Genomic DNA, 16,930 nt, shown 5'->3' on the forward strand with positions numbered 1-16,930 from the left:
CTCGGTCGTTTTCATCGAACGGGGGGTTCCTTGACCATCACCGAGCCGGAAAGTGCTTCGCCGCGTGCGATTTTCGCCCAGAGATTCGCCGAACTCTATGCCGCGGCAGGCAATCCGACCCTGCGCCGGGTCGCCACGGCTACCGAGCGGCGCATGCGAAATACCCAGGCGGGCACGCCGTCACCCCAGCGGATCAGCGACTGGAAGGCCGGGCGCAATGTGCCCGCCCGCTTCGAATCACTACTACCGGTGGTCCTGACCCTGGTCGACCTGACCGAGAAGGCACAGCGTGAACTCCCCCGCAGACTCGCCGATCCGCACGAATGGCGCCGCCTGTGGCAGGAATCGGTGACCTGGACCGCGGCGGCGGGCGAAGGCGACACCTGCCCCTACCCCGGCCTGCGCGCCTTCCGGGCCGAGGAACGCGCCCTGTTCTTCGGCCGGGAACAGGCCACCACCGAATTCGTCGACCTGGTTCGCGCCACCACCGGCATCGTCGTGCTGATCGGCGTGTCGGGCGCGGGCAAGTCCTCGCTGCTGGCCGCGGGCCTGCGCCCCGCCCTCGACCTGCCCGCCGCCGCCATGACACCGGGCACGACGCCGACCGCCGCCCTCGCCGCCGCACTCACCGACGACCTCCGGATCCTGATCGTCGACCAGTTCGAGGAACTGTTCACCCTCTGCCCCGACGAGGCCGAACGCTCGGCCTTCCTCACCGCACTCGCCGATCTGACCACCCGCCCACACGATCCGCTCACCGTCGTCCTGGCGCTGCGCGCCGACTTCTACGAACGCTGCCTGCACCACCCGGTGCTGCGGGACAGCTTGCAGCACAACAACTATCTGCTCGGCCCGATGTCGCTGGACGAGGTGTCGCGCGCGATCACCGGACCATCGGCGGCCGCCGGACTCGCCCTCGAACAGGGCCTGGAAGAACTGGTGCTGACCGAACTGCGCGGGCTCGGCGGACACACCAACGCCGACGCCTACGATCCCGGCACGCTGCCGTTGCTGTCGCACGTGATGGCCGCGACCTGGCAGCAGCGCGAAGGTCGCAAACTCACCGTCGCCGGTTATCGCAAGGTTGGCGGGGTGGCGGGCTCGGTCGCCGAGACCGCCGAGCTGGCCTGGAGCGAGCTCTCCCCAGCCCAGCAGGCCACCGCCCAGGAGATGCTGGGATCGCTGGTCACCGTCGGGCAAGACGCACGCGATACCCGGCGCATCGTCGACCGCACCGAATTGCTCACTCGCAGCAGCGATCCCGATGGCGCCATGGAGTCGCTGGAAGTTCTGGCCGCCAGCCGCCTGATCGCGCTCGACGCGGACTCGGTCCAGTTCTCCCACGAGATCGTGCTGACCGCCTGGCCCCGGCTGCGCGGATGGATCGAGGCCGATCGAGTCGGACACCTGGTGCGGCAGCGGCTGGAGAGCGACGCCACCGAATGGGAAACCGCCGCACGCGATCCCGCGCTGCTCTATCGCGGTACGCGGCTCGACAGTGCCGGTGCGCACGCGCGCGCCGCCGCGAGCCCACGCGCACGCGCCTTCCTACACGCCTCCGAACGGTCGGCACGACTCGGCAGACACTGGCGAGCCGGGGTGGGCGTGGTTGTAGCCGCGCTCCTGGCCACCGGTGTGGTGGCCTTCGACCGCAGCAGACTCGCCGATCAGCGCACCGCGGACCGCGACTACATCGAGTTGGTCGCCGCCGCACAGCGGACCAGGAGCAGCGACCCGTCACTGTCGGCGCAGTTGTCGCTGGCCGCGTATCGGATGCGGCCCGACGACTCGGCGCGCACCCAGCTGCTGAACAGCCAGGACCTGCCGCTCGCGGTGACCATGCCGATGCACGAACGGGGAATCACCACGCTGGTCACCCGGCCGCAGGACGACCTGCTCGTCGCCCTCGATAACGCAGGCGAAGCCATCTTCTGGAACGTCAGCGATCCCATGCAGCCACGGCGCGTCGGTGCCGACTCCGCACTGCGGGCCGAGCGCCTGGTTTTCGTCCCCGGTACCACAGACGCGGTCACCGACGGAGCATCGGGAATCCAGCTCTGGGATCTCGCGCGGCCGGAATCACCGCGGCTGACACACACTTTCGGAACCAGCCGACGGCAATCTATCTCGGTCAGTCCGGACGGAACCCGGCTCGCCGAGACAAGCACGTCAGCTCTGACGGTCTGGGACATCAGCGACCGGGCCAACCCCACGCGCCCGGTGACCATCGCACTGCCGACCGGACAGCAGCAACACACTGTCATGTTCAGCCCCGACGGGAACATGCTCGCCGTCGGCCGCGTCGCCTTCGATGCCGGTGACTCGGACACGGTGCAACTATGGGACGTCCGTGATCCGGCCGCGCCGCGTCCGGTTGGGCCTCCGATCACGACTGTGCCAACCGAACACCTCAGAAAGTTCGCGTTCAGCCCGAACAGCGCCACTATGGCGGTGGCCACCTACGGATCGCGCGATGCCCAGAGTGCGCAGTCGAGCCGAGTGGAGCTCTGGAATATCGGCGATCCGCACAACCCGCGGCGGTACGGCAGCCCGATCCGGGTCGACAACGACCTGCTGAACTCGATCGCCTTCCATGAGGACGGGAACATTCTCGCGACGAGTTCCCATATGGCGGGACGATTGTGGAACATCACCGACCCGACCCAGCCGACTCAGGCCGGGCCCGCCCTTTCGGTGAGCCCCCTGCGCTGCCCGGACAAGCTGCCCTACCCCTGCAACGGCGGACCGCTGTCGCTGATCTTTCTCGCAGACGAGCCGATCCTGGCCGCCGCGGGCAACGACGGGTCGGTCCGCATCTGGTCGATGCCACGGTCTGTGCTCGACGTTGTCCCCGGCGCGCCGCAGCGGCCCGTGTTCGACCGAGCAGGCAATCGGATGGCCGTCCTAAACGGCGGCGGGGAGATAGCGGTATGGGACACCACTGACCCGCATCGCCCCGCCCGGTTGAGCACGGTCCCCGGTGCGCCAGGGCGGTCGGCGGTTGCCCTGAGCCCGGACGGCCGCACGCTGTCGGTCCATGACCGTCCCGGCAGGCAGCGCCTCGTTTTCGACCTCGACGACCCACGTCAGCCGCGTCCGCTGCCCGCCTGGCCCGCCGCCGGGGCCGAACGCTCGGTTGTCCAGGACGACCGGATGCTGGTGGCCGGCGAGTCCTTGGTCCGGCTGTGGGATGTGACCGACCGGAGCGCGCCCGTGCCGCTCGGGCCACCGATCGGCACTACCGACGCCATGATTTCGACCAGCGCGATCACGGCCGATGGCGCCAGGCTGGAATTGGTGTACCACAACCGGCCGGACAGCGTGCAGCAGCGCTACTTCCGCCAGATCTGGAATCTGGACGATCCAGGTCACCCGGTGCTGACTACCGAAGTCGAGCTCGACTTCATGGTCACCTTTCAGCCGTCGCGGTTCCTGCCGGACAACCGGACCCTCGTCACGACCGGGTTCGACAGCTTCCGCCTGTGGGACTCCGGCGGCCCCGGCGAGCTCGCACCGCGGTCCGATGAGATCCGCACCGATATCACGCCGATCATCTCGATATCCGCACCCGCGACCGGCACCACCCTGGCAGTGTCGAGGGATGACGGTTCGACCGTGCTGTGGGACCTCGCCGATCCGCGCACACCCCGACGCGTCATCGGGCCGATCGGGCCGGCCGAAGAACGCAATCGCCGCGTCGTCGTACATCCCGGTGGGGAATCGCTCACCATCCTCACCGACAACGGCCAGCTCGGCATCTGGGACCTTGGCCCCGAGCGGGTCGCCGAGCGGATCTGCACGGCCACCGGCGACGTACTCACCGAACCCGTCTGGCGGCGTCAGGTCCCGAACGTGCCCTACCGCCCACCCTGCGCCTGACCGGGGAACCCGGGCAAACCTCAGGGTTCACCCCGATGTGCGAAAGGGCTGGTCCGGCACACCATGGATGGCATGAGCAGAGCGAGCTTCGGCGACCAGATCCAGCAGATGTGGCACACGCGGCCCGTCCGGCTGCCTCGGCAGGGGCCGATCGCGGGGGTCGCGGCCGGGTTCGGGTTGCGCTACGGCGTCGATCCGGTGCTGCTGCGGGTGGCGTTCGTCGTGTCGACCATTTTCGGTGGCGCGGGCATCGTGCTGTACCTGCTGGCGTGGCTGATCTTGAGTTCGGCGGGGAACGAGGCGTCGGCGGCCGAGGCGCTGACCGATCACGCCCGCGGCACGCACTCGCAGACCAAGACGATCGTGCTGATCGTGGCGCTGGCGATCGCCGTGTCGACCATGGGTCCGATGGGGCTGGGGCTCGGCGGGTCCGGGGTGGTCAGTATGGGCCTGATGCTCGCGGGCTGGTGGATGCTCTACATCCGGCACCCCGAACTGCCGACCGGTTTCGACACCGTCCGCGCCGGGTCGCTGGGCACGGGGAGCTACCCCGCCGCCACCGGCTATCCGACCGGCGTGCCGGTCCGCGGCTACCCGTATATCCCGGACGTGCCGCCGACCGGGATGTACACGCCCTACACCAAGCTGCCCGACGCCTACGTTCCCGATCCGGCGACGACGGTCCTTCCGCGCGAGGAAAACCGCACGGACGCAGCGGAATCCACCCCGCTGCTCCGGGTCGACGCCGCCGAGACGGTCGTCCTGCACAAGAACGCCGCCGACGCGTCGGCGGGCGCCGCGGTCACCGACGAGCCCGCCTCCGCACCGGCCGAACCGGCTTCCGCCACACCGGCGGACGCGGCCACCGCCGCGACGGACTCGGGCGTGACGAGCGAATCATCCTCGGCCGCAACAACAGACGTCACCACGGACCAACCCACGGCGATCCTGCCGGAGCCGCCGGTCGAATCGGCTTCTGCCATCCCGGCACACGCGGCCACCCCGTTCACTCCCGCAGCGGAATCCACACCGATGCAGGCCGTCGCACCGAGCGACACCTCGACCGATCTCGGCCGCCCGGTGGATGATTCGAGCGAATCCGGCTCGACCATCGACCTCGGCAAGCGCGACGCCGAATCGTCCGAGCTCGTCGCCGCGTCGGCCGAGGACGAGCAGACCCCGCCCGCCGGGCCCGAAGCCGGCACCGCCGTCCTGCGCAAAGACCTCCCCCAGCCCGTACCTGGTTCTCCCGCACCAGGATTCCCCCGCATCGGCGCGCAGGTCCCCAGTGGCGTCGACCCGCTCGGCATCGCACCGCTCGCCTGGGAACTCCCCGAGATGGCGCCCCGCTATGTCGTGCCCGCACCTCCGCCGCCGAAACGCCCACGCTCGCGGCTCACCCCGATCACCATCGGCCTGGCGATCCTGGCGGCGGCAGTCGCCGGTGCGGCGGCGGCCTCGGGTGTGGAATGGATGACCCCCGCGCGGATCGCGGCCTTCGCCCTGGCTGTCGTCGGCCTCGGACTCATCGCGGGCGCCTTCCTCCGGCGCGGATACGGACTGCTGGTGCTCACCGCACCGCTGGCCGGGTTCGTGCTGCTGGCCTCGCTGATCGGCCCGATCCACTTCGACGAAGCCACCATGGGCGACCACACGTGGGCGCCGACCACGACCGCCGAACTGCAACCGCGGTACGCGCTGAACATGGGTTCAGGCACGCTGGACCTGCGCGGGATGACGCTCACCGAGTCCCGCACCGTCGAGGTGTCGGTGAACATGGGTGAGGCCAAGGTGCTGCTGCCCGAAGGAATGACCGTCAACACCACCTGCGATGTCCGCGCGGGCGAGGCCAGGTGCGACGAAGGCCTCACCGGACCGAAGACCCCCGGCGCACCGGTCCTCGACCTGCGCATCGACATGAAGATGGGCGACCTGGAGGTGACCCGTGGCTGATCAGAACAGCGTCGACACGCGACGCCGACCCGCGTTCTCCCTGCTCTGCACCGGCCTGATCGCGCTGGCCGTGAGCGTGTGGGCACTGCTCGGCGCACCGACGCCCGGGGGCGGCGGCATCCTGCCGATCGGCTGGGGCGTGGTGATCGCGGCGATCGTCATCGGCCTGCTGCTGACCATCTCCCCGCGCCGCAAACAGCACTGACGAAAGACCACCGAACACACCGAGACACGACAATGGCCCGTCACCGTGACGGGCCATTGTTGTCGGAGGGAGGACAACGGCAATGGACGACCACACCGCAGACCGGCAACCCACGCCGCTGGCGAAAGCGCTGCCACCGGCCACACACCGGCCGACCGGCGGCGGCTTCCTCCTGGGCAGGCTCCTGCTCACCCAGGCGGCGGCGCCGCAACGACCCGCTTAGCGCGTCACTCCCATTCGATGGTGCCCGGCGGCTTGCTCGTCACATCGAGCACGACGCGGTTGACGTCCTTCACCTCGTTGGTGATCCGGGTGGAGATGCGCTCCAGCACGTCGTAGGGCAGGCGAGTCCAGTCCGCGGTCATCGCGTCCTCGCTCGACACCGGGCGCAGCACGATCGGGTGACCGTAGGTGCGGCCGTCGCCCTGCACGCCGACCGAGCGCACGTCGGCCAGCAGCACGACCGGGCACTGCCAGATCTGCTTGTCCAGGCCGGCGGCGGTGAGTTCCTCGCGGGCGATGGCGTCGGCCTGACGGAGCAGGTCGAGCCGGTCGGCGGTCACCTCGCCGACGATGCGGATGGCCAGGCCGGGGCCCGGGAAGGGCTGGCGGGCAACGATTTCCTCGGGCAGGCCCAGCTCGCGGCCGACCGCGCGGACCTCGTCCTTGAACAGCAGCCGCAGCGGCTCGACCAGGTCGAACTCGAGGTCGTCGGGCAGACCGCCGACATTGTGGTGGCTCTTGATGTTGGCGGTGCCGGTACCGCCGCCGGACTCGACGACGTCCGGGTACAGGGTGCCCTGCACCAGGAACTCGACCTTCGGGGCAGCGCCCGCGGCAGCGCCCTCCTCGAGCACGATGCCCGCGACCGCGTCCTCGAAGGAGCGGATGAACTCGCGGCCGATGATCTTGCGCTTCTCCTCCGGGTCGGAGACGCCCTTCAGCTCGCCGAGGAACTTGTCCACCGCGTCGACGGTCACCAGCTTGGCGCCGGTCGCGGCGACGAAGTCCTGCTGCACCTGCTCGCGCTCGCCCGCCCGCAGCAGACCGTGGTCGACGAACACACAGGTGAGCCGGTCACCGATCGCGCGCTGCACCAGGGCCGCGGCGACGGCGGAGTCGACGCCACCGGACAGGCCGCAGATCGCGTGGCCGTCACCGATCTGCGCGCGCACGTCCTCGATCAGCGCGTCGGCGATATTGGCCGCGGTCCACGCCGCGGGGATGCCTGCCAGCTCGTGCAGGAAGCGGCTCAGCACCTGCTGGCCGTGCGGGGAGTGCAGCACCTCGGGGTGGTACTGGACGCCGGCCAGGCGGCGCGCGCGATCCTCGAACGCGGCGACCGGGGCGCCCGCGGTGGTGCCGGTGACCTCGAAGCCCTCCGGGGCGTCGGTCACGGCGTCACCGTGGCTCATCCACACCGGCTGCACCGTCGGCAGGCCGCCGTGCAGCACACCGCCGTCGATACTGAGCTCGGTGCGGCCGTACTCGCGGGTGCCGGTGTGCGACACCGTGCCGCCGAGCGCCTGCGCCATCGCCTGGAAGCCGTAGCAGATGCCGAACACCGGCACGTCCAGGTCGAACAGCCGCGCGTCGAGCTGCGGTGCGCCCTCGGCGTACACGCTGGCCGGGCCGCCGGACAGGATCACGGCCAGAGGCTGCTTGTCGGCGATCTCCTCCACCGTCATGGTGTGTGGAATCACCTCGGAGAACACCCGCGCCTCACGCACCCGGCGGGCGATCAGCTGGGCGTACTGTGCGCCGAAGTCGACGACGAGGACCGGTCTCTGAGTTTCTGCCACGGCCACAGTTTAGTGACGGCGAACGACGAGCGAGCAACGGGCATCGATCCGTGCCTACGCGTTGGGAGAACATTGCGCAATACCCGGTCGACCTGGCTATCCTCGTGCACGTGCCATTCGCCCGCGCGATCGATGCCGACATCTACTACGAGGACAGCGGTGGCACGGGGCCGGTGGTGTTGCTCGCCCACGAATTCTTCATGGACCGCACCATGTTCGCCTCCCAGCAGGCCGCTCTCGCTCCCGAATTCCGCATCGTGGCCTGGGACGCGCGCGGGCACGGCCGCACCAAGGATCAGCGGCTGCCCTTCACCTACTGGACCGCCGCGCGCGACGCCCTGACCGTGCTGGACAGCATCGGCACCGAACGCGCCGTCGTCGGCGGCACCGCGCAAGGGGGCTTCACGGCATTGCGGACCGCGCTGGTCGCGCCGGAACGCGTCGCCGCGCTCATCCTCATCAGCACCGAGGCCCACGGGCCGACCAGGGAACAGTCCACCGCGACCCAGCGCTTCCTCGACGAATGGCACGACAAGGGTTCGCGGGAAGAAGCCGCGGGCCGCCTGGCTGACTGGCTGATCGGCGACGACGACTGGTATCGCAACATCTGGACCAAGCGCTGGGTCGGTGACGCGCACAACGGCCTCGACGCCGCCGTCGGCTGCCTGCTCGGCCGCGACTCGGTGCTGGACCGGCTGCGCGAAATCACCTGCCCGGCATTGATCATCCACGCCACTCACAGCGGCATCGCGGGCGATCGCGCCCGCACGCTGGCCGACGGGCTCACCGCCTCCACCTTCGTGGAGATCGATGGCGCCCGCCTGGCCGTCACGATGACCCACCCGGAACCGGTCAACGCGGCGATCGCGCGGTTCCTGCGGGACCGGGTCTCACTGACCCACGTGCGTTAGCGGACGCTGAGCCCGACCTTCTGGAATTCCTTGAGGTCGGAGTAGCCTGCCTTGGCCATCGAGCGGCGCAGGCCGCCGACCAGGTTCAGCGAACCGAACGGATCGTCGGAGGGGCCGTAGAGCACGCGCTCGAGGCTCGGGCGCGTCACGGTGCCGTCGGCGCCGTCCAGCCAGGACTCGTCGACCGGCAGGAACGAGCCGCGCGGCACCGAGGGGTGCGCGGTCGCCGACGGCCAGTACCAGCCGCGACCGGGCGCCTCGGCCGCCACCGACAGCGGCACGCCCAGCATCACGGCGTCGGCGCCACAGGCGATGGCCTTGGCCAGCTGGCCGGAGGTGGCCACATCGCCGTCGGCGATGACGTGCACGTAGCGGCCGCCGGTCTCGTCCAGGTAGTCGCGGCGGGCCGCGGCGGCGTCGGCGATCGCGGTCGCCATCGGGACGCCGATGCCGAGCACCTCGCCGGTGGTGGTGGCGCCGGGGTAGGAGCCGTAGCCGACGATGACGCCCGCGGCGCCGGTGCGCATCAGGTGCAGCGCGGTGCGGTGATCGCTCACGCCACCGGCGACGACCGGCACGTCCAGCTCGGCGATGAAGGTCTTCAGGTTCAGCGGCTCACCGTCGCCGACATGCTCGGCGGAGATGATGGTGCCCTGCACGACCAGCAGGTCGACACCGGCCTGCACCAGCGCCGGGGTGAGGGCGCGCGCGTTCTGCGGGCTCACCCGCACCGCGGTGGTCACGCCCGCGGCGCGCACCTGCGCGACGGCGGCCGCGAGCAGGTCGGGCTGCATGGGCGCGGCGTGTAATTCCTGGAGCAGGGAGATCGCGCGTTCGTAACCCCCCTTGTCGACGAGATCGATCAGCTGATCGATCTTGTCCTGCACATCGGCGTGCCGGGCCCACAGGCCCTCACCGTTGATCACCCCGAGGCCGCCGAGGCGACCCAGCTCGATCGCGAACTCCGGCGAGACCAGCGCGTCGGTGGGGTGCGAGAGCACCGGGACCTCGAAGCGGTAGGCGTCGAGCTGCCAGGCCAGCGAGACCTGCTTGGACGAGCGCGTCCGCCGCGAGGGGACGATGTCGACGTCATCCAGCTCGTAGGTGCGACGGGCGACGCGGCCCATGCCGATTTCCACCATGTCACGCACAGTTGCTCCCTGTGTTCGGGCGCGCGTGTGCGCGCGTTGTCGCGGCCCTGAACGACCGCATGGCTGTGCGCCGGGAGCGTACCTCCCGGCGCACAAACGCATCTATTGTACTCAGCCGCGCCCGGTGTAGTTCGGGGCCTCGACGGTCATGGTGATGTCGTGCGGGTGGCTCTCCTTGAGGCCCGCCGCGGTGATCTGCACGAACTGAGCGCCCTGCAGGTGCTCGATGTTCTGCGAACCGGTGTAGCCCATGGCCGCGCGCAGGCCACCGACGAGCTGGTGGATCACCTGGTTGACCGGGCCGCGGAACGGGACGCGACCCTCGATGCCCTCGGGGACCAGCTTGTCCTCGGCGAGCACGTCGTCCTGGAAGTAGCGGTCCTTGGAGTACGACTTGGCCTGGCCGCGGCCCTGCATGGCGCCGAGGGAGCCCATGCCGCGGTAGCTCTTGAACTGCTTGCCGTTGACCAGGATCAGGTCACCGGGGGCCTCGGCGGTACCCGCGAGCAGCGAGCCGAGCATCACGGTGGACGCGCCTGCCGCGATGGCCTTGGCGACGTCACCGGAGTACTGCACGCCACCGTCGGCGATCACCGGCACACCGGCGGCCTTGCACGCGGCCACGGCCTCGAGGATCGCGGTGATCTGCGGCGCGCCGACACCGGCGACCACGCGGGTGGTGCAGATGGAGCCGGGACCGACACCCACCTTGACAGCGTCGACGCCCGCCTCGACGAGCGCCGCGGCGCCCGCGCGGGTCGCGACGTTGCCGCCGACGATCTGGATGCGGTCGCCGACCTCGGCCTTGACCTTGGCGACCATCTGCAGCACCTGCGACTGGTGGCCGTGCGCGGTGTCGACGATCAGCACGTCGACCTGGGCGTCGGCCAGCGTCATCGCGCGCGACCAGGAGTCCTGGCCGACACCGATCGCGGCACCGACCAGCAGGCGGCCGTCGCGGTCCTTGGTGGCGTTGGGGTACTGATCGGTCTTGACGAAGTCCTTGACCGTGATCAGGCCGCGCAGCCTGCCGTTGCCGTCGACGATCGGCAGCTTCTCGATCTTGTGGCGGCGCAGCAGACCCAGCGCGGCCTCGGCGGTGACACCCTCCTGCGCGGTGATCAGCGGCGCCTTGGTCATCACTTCGTCGACGCGGCGGTCCTGATCGACCTCGAAGCGCATGTCACGGTTGGTGATGATGCCGACCAGCGCGCCGGTCTCGTCCACCACGGGCAGGCCCGAGATGCGGAACCGGGCACACATCGCGTCGACCTCGGCGAGGGTGTCGGTGGGACGACAGGTGACCGGGTCGGTCACCATGCCCGCCTCGGAGCGCTTCACCGTCTCCACCTGAGCGGCCTGATCGGCGGCCGACAGGTTGCGGTGCAGCACGCCCATACCGCCGGCACGCGCCATGGCGATGGCCATGCGGGCCTCGGTGACGGTGTCCATGGCCGAACTCACCAGCGGGGTGCGCAGGGTGATGTCCCTGGTGAGCCTGCTGGAGGTCTCGACGGAACTGGGGATGAGATCCGAGGCGGCAGGCAGCAACAGCACGTCGTCGAACGTGAGGCCGAGCATGGCGATCTTGGTCGGATCGTCGCCACCCGTAGGAGGGCGCACCGCGATTCGTTCGCCCGACACGGGATTACTCATTCGGATCGACCCCTCCTGGTCGTCGGTAGCAACCGACGCCGGAGATACAGCGCGACGGTGCTGAGCGGAAAGATTGGATGGTCGGTGAGAACAAGCTCGCCGACGCCTGCATTCCATGGTATCCGGCGGGCGATCGCGCCTGTGAAGTGAGCCCTGCGGCAAACTTGCCCGGTGCATCGCTGGCGCAGACCCACCAGTACTGCGTACCGTGGGGATGTGCGTGACCATCTACCACCTGGCCTGCCGCCGGATCCCTTCGCCGGAGACCCCTCCGACCCGTCTGCCGCGCTCGATGCCATCGAGCCCGGTGAGCCGCTGGATCCTCATGAGCGCCTCGCGGTCGAGGAAGATCTCGCCGACCTCGCGGTGTACGAAGCCCTGCTGGCCCATCGCGGTATCCGCGGGCTGGTCGTCAGCTGCGAGGATTGTCGGCAAGATCACTACCACGACTGGGACATGCTGCGGGCGAACCTGCTCCAGCTACTCGTCGACGGTACCGTCCGTCCGCACGAGCCCGCCTACGACCCGACGCCTGAGGCGTACGTCACCTGGGACTACTGCCGCGGTTACGCGGACGCGTCGATGAACGAGGCGTTCCACGGCGACGGATTCGACGGCTTCGACAACTGAGCCGCCGGCCAGGCCCACTCCCCCGCTCCGGTCACGCATGCGCGGGGGACGATGGCGCCCGGACCCACACAACGACGAAGGCCCCGAACTGAGGTTCGGGGCCTTCGTCGTGGGGGGAAGCGATCAGGATGACGGCACCGCGGGCGGCGCGGGCAGGATCGACATGGCCGGCGGGGTCTGCAGCGTCGACGGAACCGTCGGCGGCGGCTGATACGACGTCGGGACCACCGTCGGCGCGGTGATGACCGGCGGTGGTTCGACGATGGTGGTCTGCGGTGTGGTCGGGTCGACCGTCGCCGGGGGCGTGGCCGGCACGGTGGTCACCGGCGGCACCGTCGGTTCGACGGTCTCCGGCGGGACGACCGGCTTGGTCTCCGGACCCGGCGACTGCAGGATCACCGGCGGCTGGGACGACGGATCGGTGGTACCTGACCCGGGGGTACCCGGCGCCACTGGAGCAGTGGTGCCCGGGCTGGGCGACGGCGAGGCCGGGGAGGTCGAACCCGGCTTGGTCTGGGAAGGCGAGGCCGGGGTCGACGGCGCCAGTTGCGCGGCGATCTCGGGGGCCCGCTTCGCCAGCTCATCACGCAGCAGATTCCAGCGTGCGACCAGATCTTCACGCTTACCCTGGTCGTTGACCTGAGTAGCGGTGGCCGACGCCTGTTCCAGCATGACCCGCGCCTGCTCCGGATTGCCTGCCTCGAGCTGGTTCTGCGCGGCGACCAGATCGTCGTCGACACGTGCCACGACGGTCGACTGGGCCTGCTCGCTGAACACGACCTCCTTGACCCGCCACAGCGGATCGCCGGGGGCGGCGCTGTAGGAGAACGCCGTGAGACCGCCGAAGACAACGGCAAGCGCCGCAGCCGCTCCGAGAATGGGGCGTACCAGCCGTAGACGTCCGCGCGAGGAAGCTCCGACCCGAACCTGCCGCGCGCCGATCTCCTGATTGACCGCCGCGAACACGGTGTCCAGATCAGGGCCCGCGGGCATCGGCTCGGCCAAGAGATCGGCCCGCCAATCCGCGAGTAACGACGCCAGCTGGAACTCCTCGGGGCTGTCGGTACGCACCGGGCCGTCGCTCGCGATCGCGTCGATCAGCGCATCGTCGCTGCGCACCGCCGCAATGTCGACCGGACCGGAATCACCGGCATCCTCGGCGGCGTAGGGACCGCTGTCGTGCGACCCACGCCAGACCTTCCGGTCGCCTCGACCGCGCTCGCCATCCCTAGCCATACATTTCACCTGCCCTCGCCACTTGTGACTTCAGTTTTGCGAGTGCCCTGTGCTGGGCCACCCGTATCGCCCCCGCCGTGCTGCCCACGGCGACTGCAGTCTCTTCTGCTGACAGACCCATGACCAAGCGCAAGATCAGGATTTCCCGATGTTTCTCGGGGAGCGTGGCCAGCAGAGTGTTCATCTGCCTGCTCGTCTCCGAGTCGAGAGCTCGCTGCTCCGGTCCCTGGTCGGTGGATATGACATCTGGTACTTCGGCCATCGCCTCCGCCTTGTTACGGGCGGCGTTGCGATGGGCGTCAGCGACCTTGTGCGAAGCGATCCCGTATACGAAGGCCATGAAGGGCCGACCCTGATCCTGATAGCGGGGCAGGGCGGTCATCACAGCCAGACAGACCTCTTGCGCAACGTCATCCGCGGAGAGCTGCCCGCGCTCCGCGGCTCCGATCCGAGCTCGGCAGTAGCGGACTACCAACGGCCGGATCAGTTCCAGTACCTGAGCTAAAGCGGTCCTGTCGCCCTGCGCAGCCGCAGCGACGGCGAGGTCCAACTCTTCGCCCATATGCGTCATCGTCAGAGATTTTCCTGGCGTTACGAGTGGCGCGGTCAGATGTGACCGAGCTTCCACCGAAGTGGCGGAACGGGACTAACAATAGCGACCCGTTGATCACCCGCCAGCGGGCCTGGCCCCTTCTAGGCGAGCTCTCAGGAAGATCACCAGAACCGGGTCACGAGGACAGCAGCGTGAAATCCCCACCCCACCCGCGGATTCGGGCGGCATGATCTGCGGCTTCGTCCGCGGCGGTCCGCGCTTCCGCCTTCTCACAGACCCCGGCGCGCAGCATCGCGGTGGCCCATCGCAGGGGCAGCAAAGCGTGTTCGCGGCAGTCGGCGTCGACCGCGCGAGCCAGTTCCGCCGAGCGGTTCGCGTCGCCGGCGGCGGCGGTGGCCGCGGCGACGAGCAGAGCCGATTTCACCCGATGCCGCACCGACGGCAGGGCGGCGGCGAGCGCGACCGCGATCTCGGCGTCGCGCAGCGCGGGCGGGGCCTCACCGCCGGCGAGCGCGGTCTCCGCGCGCACCCAGCGCCACCGCACCGCGCAGCGGGCTGGAGCCTGCGCCAGGAGCGGTTCCACCCGGCCGAGCAGCCTGCGGGCCAGTGCGAGTCTGCCGGTGCCGAGGGCGTCGGCGGCCAGGCCGGTGAAGGCGTCGGCCAGTGCCTCGGCGCGGGCCGGACCGGCGGCGCCGAGCGCGAGATTCGCCGCGCGGCCGTCGTATGCGGCGGCGGCGGCATGCCCACCGAGCTGACGCAGCAGCGATCCGCGGGTGCTCTCGACGCGTGATTTCAGCGCGGGATCTATCCGGCTTCCGGCGAGCACCCCCAGGTCGGCACGGGCGGCGGCGTAACGGCCCTGACCACCGAGTGCGACGGCGCGGTACCACCGCTGCTCGGGGTCGGCCGGCTCCGGCAACTCCGTAGCGGCCCGTCCGGGAGTGGGCCCGAAAGCTGTCGAAGCGAGTATTTCGGAACCGATATCCGCGGGTGACGCCGTTCTCTGCACGACGAGACTGTAGCCGCCACCGCGGGCCCGTGGTTGTCGTGATATGTCCCGACAGCACCGCCCCAGCTATCGATCAGCTTTTCCTCCGGCGGCCGATGTTGCCATCAGGTAAATCTCCGCCCGCAGCGGCCTCTACCGCAAAGTTTCGAATTCACATGCGTTTCGCGCAATTAACCTCGACGCCCTGTTTCCGCCATCTCCGCGGAGTCCACGGACAGAGGTCGCTGTGATCCGCACCACCCGGCCGACAGCGGGGTCTCCTGGCCGAAGCGGCCCCTGACCGGCGCGACCTGGGAGAATGCCGACTGCCGCGGACGCCGCGCGATGACCGATCCATAGCCAACCGAACAGTATGGACGGACCGAGTGTGAAATGTAAACAGTGCGCAGGTTAAATTTCAGCGTTGCAGATTTGCGGAACCTATGCGCGGAACTATTGACGGAATTTCCCGCCTGCACCTAACGTAGCTCATCGCCGGGGTCGGCGCCGCGCGAAATTGCAGCGACCATCCAACGGCACCGTCAGGCACCGTCGAGCCGGCCACCTCTACCGAGGTGGCGCGAAGACCTGCCGCACCACTTCGCTCGACAACGCTGACGAGCTCGCACCACAAGGAGTTCACCATGCCCATGCCCACTCACCTCCCCGGTCCGAACGCCGACGTCTGGGATTGGCAGATGCGTGGCTCGTGCCGCGGTCAGGACTCCGCCGTCTTCTTCCATCCCGACGGCGAGCGCGGCCGCGCCCGTACCGCGCGCGAGATGCGCGCCAAGGAGATCTGCCGGGCCTGCCCGGTGCTGATGCAGTGCCGCACCCACGCGCTCAAGGTCAGTGAGCCCTATGGCATCTGGGGCGGGATGTCGGAGACCGAACGCGAGATGCACGCGCGCCGCAACCGGCGCCGCATGGCCGTCTAGCCACCTCGGCAAATCCGAGCCCATCCGCCCGGCGTGGCGTGCCGAATCTCTAGCAAATAGTTGGCACGCGACCAAGGCACCCCCCGGGCGAAGGGAGGTCATAGCCGCGGGCTAGATTCGTGACCGATGACACAGAATGGGTTCCGAAGCGAAGCCTTCCCACCGAGCGTGGATTCTGCAGTTACCGCACGCGCGGCCGAAGGAGTCGAGCTAGCTGCACTATTGGAACGATGCGGCCTGTCCGACCAGCATGCCTTTGCCGAACTGTACGACCGGACGTCTGCGCGCGTCTTCGGCCTGATCCTGCGGGTCTTGCACGACCCGGGGTACGCGGAGGAGACTACGCAAGAGGTCTATCTCCAGATCTGGCGCACCGCAACGAGTTTCGACCCCACCAAGGGGTCGGCGGTGACCTGGCTGATGACGTTGGCGCACCGGCGGGCGGTCGACCGGGTTCGTGCCGAGCAAGCCCACTCCCAGCGCGAAGTCGCCTACGGGATAAGGGTTCTCGGCAACGAATTCGACGAGGTCACGGAGGAGGTGGAACGCAGACTCGAACAACAGGCCGTCCAGCGCGGGCTCTCGACATTGACCGAGACCCAACGCGAGGCGATCTCGCTCGCCTACTACGGCGGGCGGACCTACGCGGAGGTAGCTCAGCACCTCGGCATAGGTTTACCGACCGTTAAGTCCCGAATTCGGGACGGATTGACACGACTGAAGAAAAGTTTGGGGGTGACGTGAGATGAACGAAGCCCAGATCGATCTCGCGCACACCGTCGCGCTCGGATTGATCGACGACGAAGACCATCACGCGATCCAGACCATCATCGATACCGAAGATTCCGCTGTCTGTTCCGAGTTCCTGCGAGAGCTCCGCGGCACCCGCGAAGCTCTCGCCGTTCTCGGATCCAGCACACCCGCCCCACCGCCCACCTCCCTACGCCTACGCCTGCTGACCGCGATCCTCGCCGAGGAACCTCCGGTAGCGAGTTAGCGCACAACGAAAAGGCCCCCGAACCGCATTG

At 69.1% G+C, this 16,930-nt stretch carries 15 protein-coding genes; 9 read left to right on the forward strand and 6 right to left on the reverse strand.

What is annotated here, in order from left to right:
• Positions 1-30 precede the first annotated feature (30 nt).
• The 4 genes from ACFVAV_RS28790 to ACFVAV_RS28805 all read left to right on the forward strand — a co-directional run bounded on the left by ACFVAV_RS28790 (position 31) and on the right by ACFVAV_RS28805 (position 6,260).
• Positions 31-3,879 carry a WD40 repeat domain-containing protein gene (locus ACFVAV_RS28790; protein WP_379038672.1) on the forward strand — a complete coding sequence of 1,283 codons (3,849 nt, stop codon included), beginning with the start codon at positions 31-33 and terminating at the stop codon, positions 3,877-3,879.
• 72 nt (positions 3,880-3,951) lie between these two features.
• A complete protein-coding gene (locus ACFVAV_RS28795) occupies positions 3,952-5,832 on the forward strand; it encodes a PspC domain-containing protein (RefSeq protein ID WP_379038674.1) in 1,881 nt (626 codons plus the stop codon).
• Positions 5,825-6,037, forward strand: coding sequence for a hypothetical protein (locus ACFVAV_RS28800; RefSeq protein WP_379038675.1), 213 nt, complete (start codon positions 5,825-5,827; stop codon positions 6,035-6,037). The genes ACFVAV_RS28795 and ACFVAV_RS28800 overlap by 8 nt, the downstream gene beginning before the upstream one ends.
• 82 nt (positions 6,038-6,119) lie before the next feature.
• Positions 6,120-6,260, forward strand: coding sequence for a hypothetical protein (locus ACFVAV_RS28805; RefSeq protein WP_379038676.1), 141 nt, complete (start codon positions 6,120-6,122; stop codon positions 6,258-6,260).
• Between the two features lie 4 nt (positions 6,261-6,264).
• Here ACFVAV_RS28805 and guaA read toward each other — a convergent pair whose 3' ends face one another.
• Positions 6,265-7,845, reverse strand: a complete 1,581-nt coding sequence (gene guaA / locus ACFVAV_RS28810; protein WP_379038677.1) for a glutamine-hydrolyzing GMP synthase — start codon at positions 7,843-7,845, stop codon at positions 6,265-6,267.
• A gap of 104 nt (positions 7,846-7,949) precedes the next feature.
• Between guaA and ACFVAV_RS28815 the strand changes: the two genes are divergently transcribed.
• Positions 7,950-8,750 carry an alpha/beta fold hydrolase gene (locus ACFVAV_RS28815; protein ID WP_379038678.1) on the forward strand — a complete coding sequence of 267 codons (801 nt, stop codon included), beginning with the start codon at positions 7,950-7,952 and terminating at the stop codon, positions 8,748-8,750.
• Here the strand turns inward: ACFVAV_RS28815 and ACFVAV_RS28820 are convergent.
• Both ACFVAV_RS28820 and guaB read right to left on the reverse strand, forming a co-directional pair.
• Positions 8,747-9,901, reverse strand: a complete 1,155-nt coding sequence (locus ACFVAV_RS28820) for a GuaB3 family IMP dehydrogenase-related protein (protein WP_189030717.1) — start codon at positions 9,899-9,901, stop codon at positions 8,747-8,749. The genes ACFVAV_RS28815 and ACFVAV_RS28820 overlap by 4 nt on opposite strands.
• Positions 9,902-10,012: 111 nt before the next feature.
• Positions 10,013-11,557, reverse strand: coding sequence for an IMP dehydrogenase (gene guaB / locus ACFVAV_RS28825; protein ID WP_379038679.1), 1,545 nt, complete (start codon positions 11,555-11,557; stop codon positions 10,013-10,015).
• 216 nt (positions 11,558-11,773) lie between these two features.
• Between guaB and ACFVAV_RS28830 the strand changes: the two genes are divergently transcribed.
• Positions 11,774-12,187 (forward strand): DUF5319 domain-containing protein, encoded by a 414-nt coding sequence (locus ACFVAV_RS28830; protein ID WP_022567296.1) that lies wholly within the window; start codon positions 11,774-11,776, stop codon positions 12,185-12,187.
• A gap of 123 nt (positions 12,188-12,310) precedes the next feature.
• Here the strand turns inward: ACFVAV_RS28830 and ACFVAV_RS28835 are convergent, their stop codons facing one another.
• The 3 genes from ACFVAV_RS28835 to ACFVAV_RS28845 form a co-directional block, all read right to left on the reverse strand.
• Positions 12,311-13,423, reverse strand: a complete 1,113-nt coding sequence (locus tag ACFVAV_RS28835; RefSeq protein WP_379038680.1) for an anti-sigma-D factor RsdA — start codon at positions 13,421-13,423, stop codon at positions 12,311-12,313.
• Positions 13,416-13,994, reverse strand: a complete 579-nt coding sequence (locus ACFVAV_RS28840; protein WP_110037079.1) for a sigma-70 family RNA polymerase sigma factor — start codon at positions 13,992-13,994, stop codon at positions 13,416-13,418. Before ACFVAV_RS28840 ends, ACFVAV_RS28835 begins: the two co-directional genes overlap by 8 nt.
• Positions 13,995-14,151: 157 nt before the next feature.
• A complete protein-coding gene (locus tag ACFVAV_RS28845; protein WP_379038681.1) occupies positions 14,152-14,985 on the reverse strand; it encodes a hypothetical protein in 834 nt (277 codons plus the stop codon).
• 623 nt (positions 14,986-15,608) lie between these two features.
• Here ACFVAV_RS28845 and ACFVAV_RS28850 point away from each other — a divergent pair.
• From ACFVAV_RS28850 to ACFVAV_RS28860, 3 genes are all read left to right on the forward strand, one after another.
• Entirely contained in the window at positions 15,609-15,902 is a 294-nt protein-coding gene (locus tag ACFVAV_RS28850; protein ID WP_022567299.1) for a WhiB family transcriptional regulator, read from the forward strand.
• A gap of 126 nt (positions 15,903-16,028) precedes the next feature.
• Positions 16,029-16,646: a sigma-70 family RNA polymerase sigma factor gene (locus ACFVAV_RS28855; RefSeq protein ID WP_379038682.1), complete on the forward strand. Its 618-nt coding sequence runs from the start codon at positions 16,029-16,031 to the stop codon at positions 16,644-16,646.
• A 1-nt stretch (position 16,647) separates the two neighbouring features.
• The gene (locus ACFVAV_RS28860) at positions 16,648-16,899 is read left to right on the forward strand and encodes a hypothetical protein (protein WP_379038683.1); all 252 of its coding nucleotides are present in this window, start codon (positions 16,648-16,650) and stop codon (positions 16,897-16,899) included.
• Positions 16,900-16,930: the final 31 nt, after the last annotated feature.

It is taken from the genome of Nocardia sp. NPDC057663, assembly GCF_042799895.1.
GTDB lineage: Bacteria > Actinomycetota > Actinomycetes > Mycobacteriales > Mycobacteriaceae > Nocardia.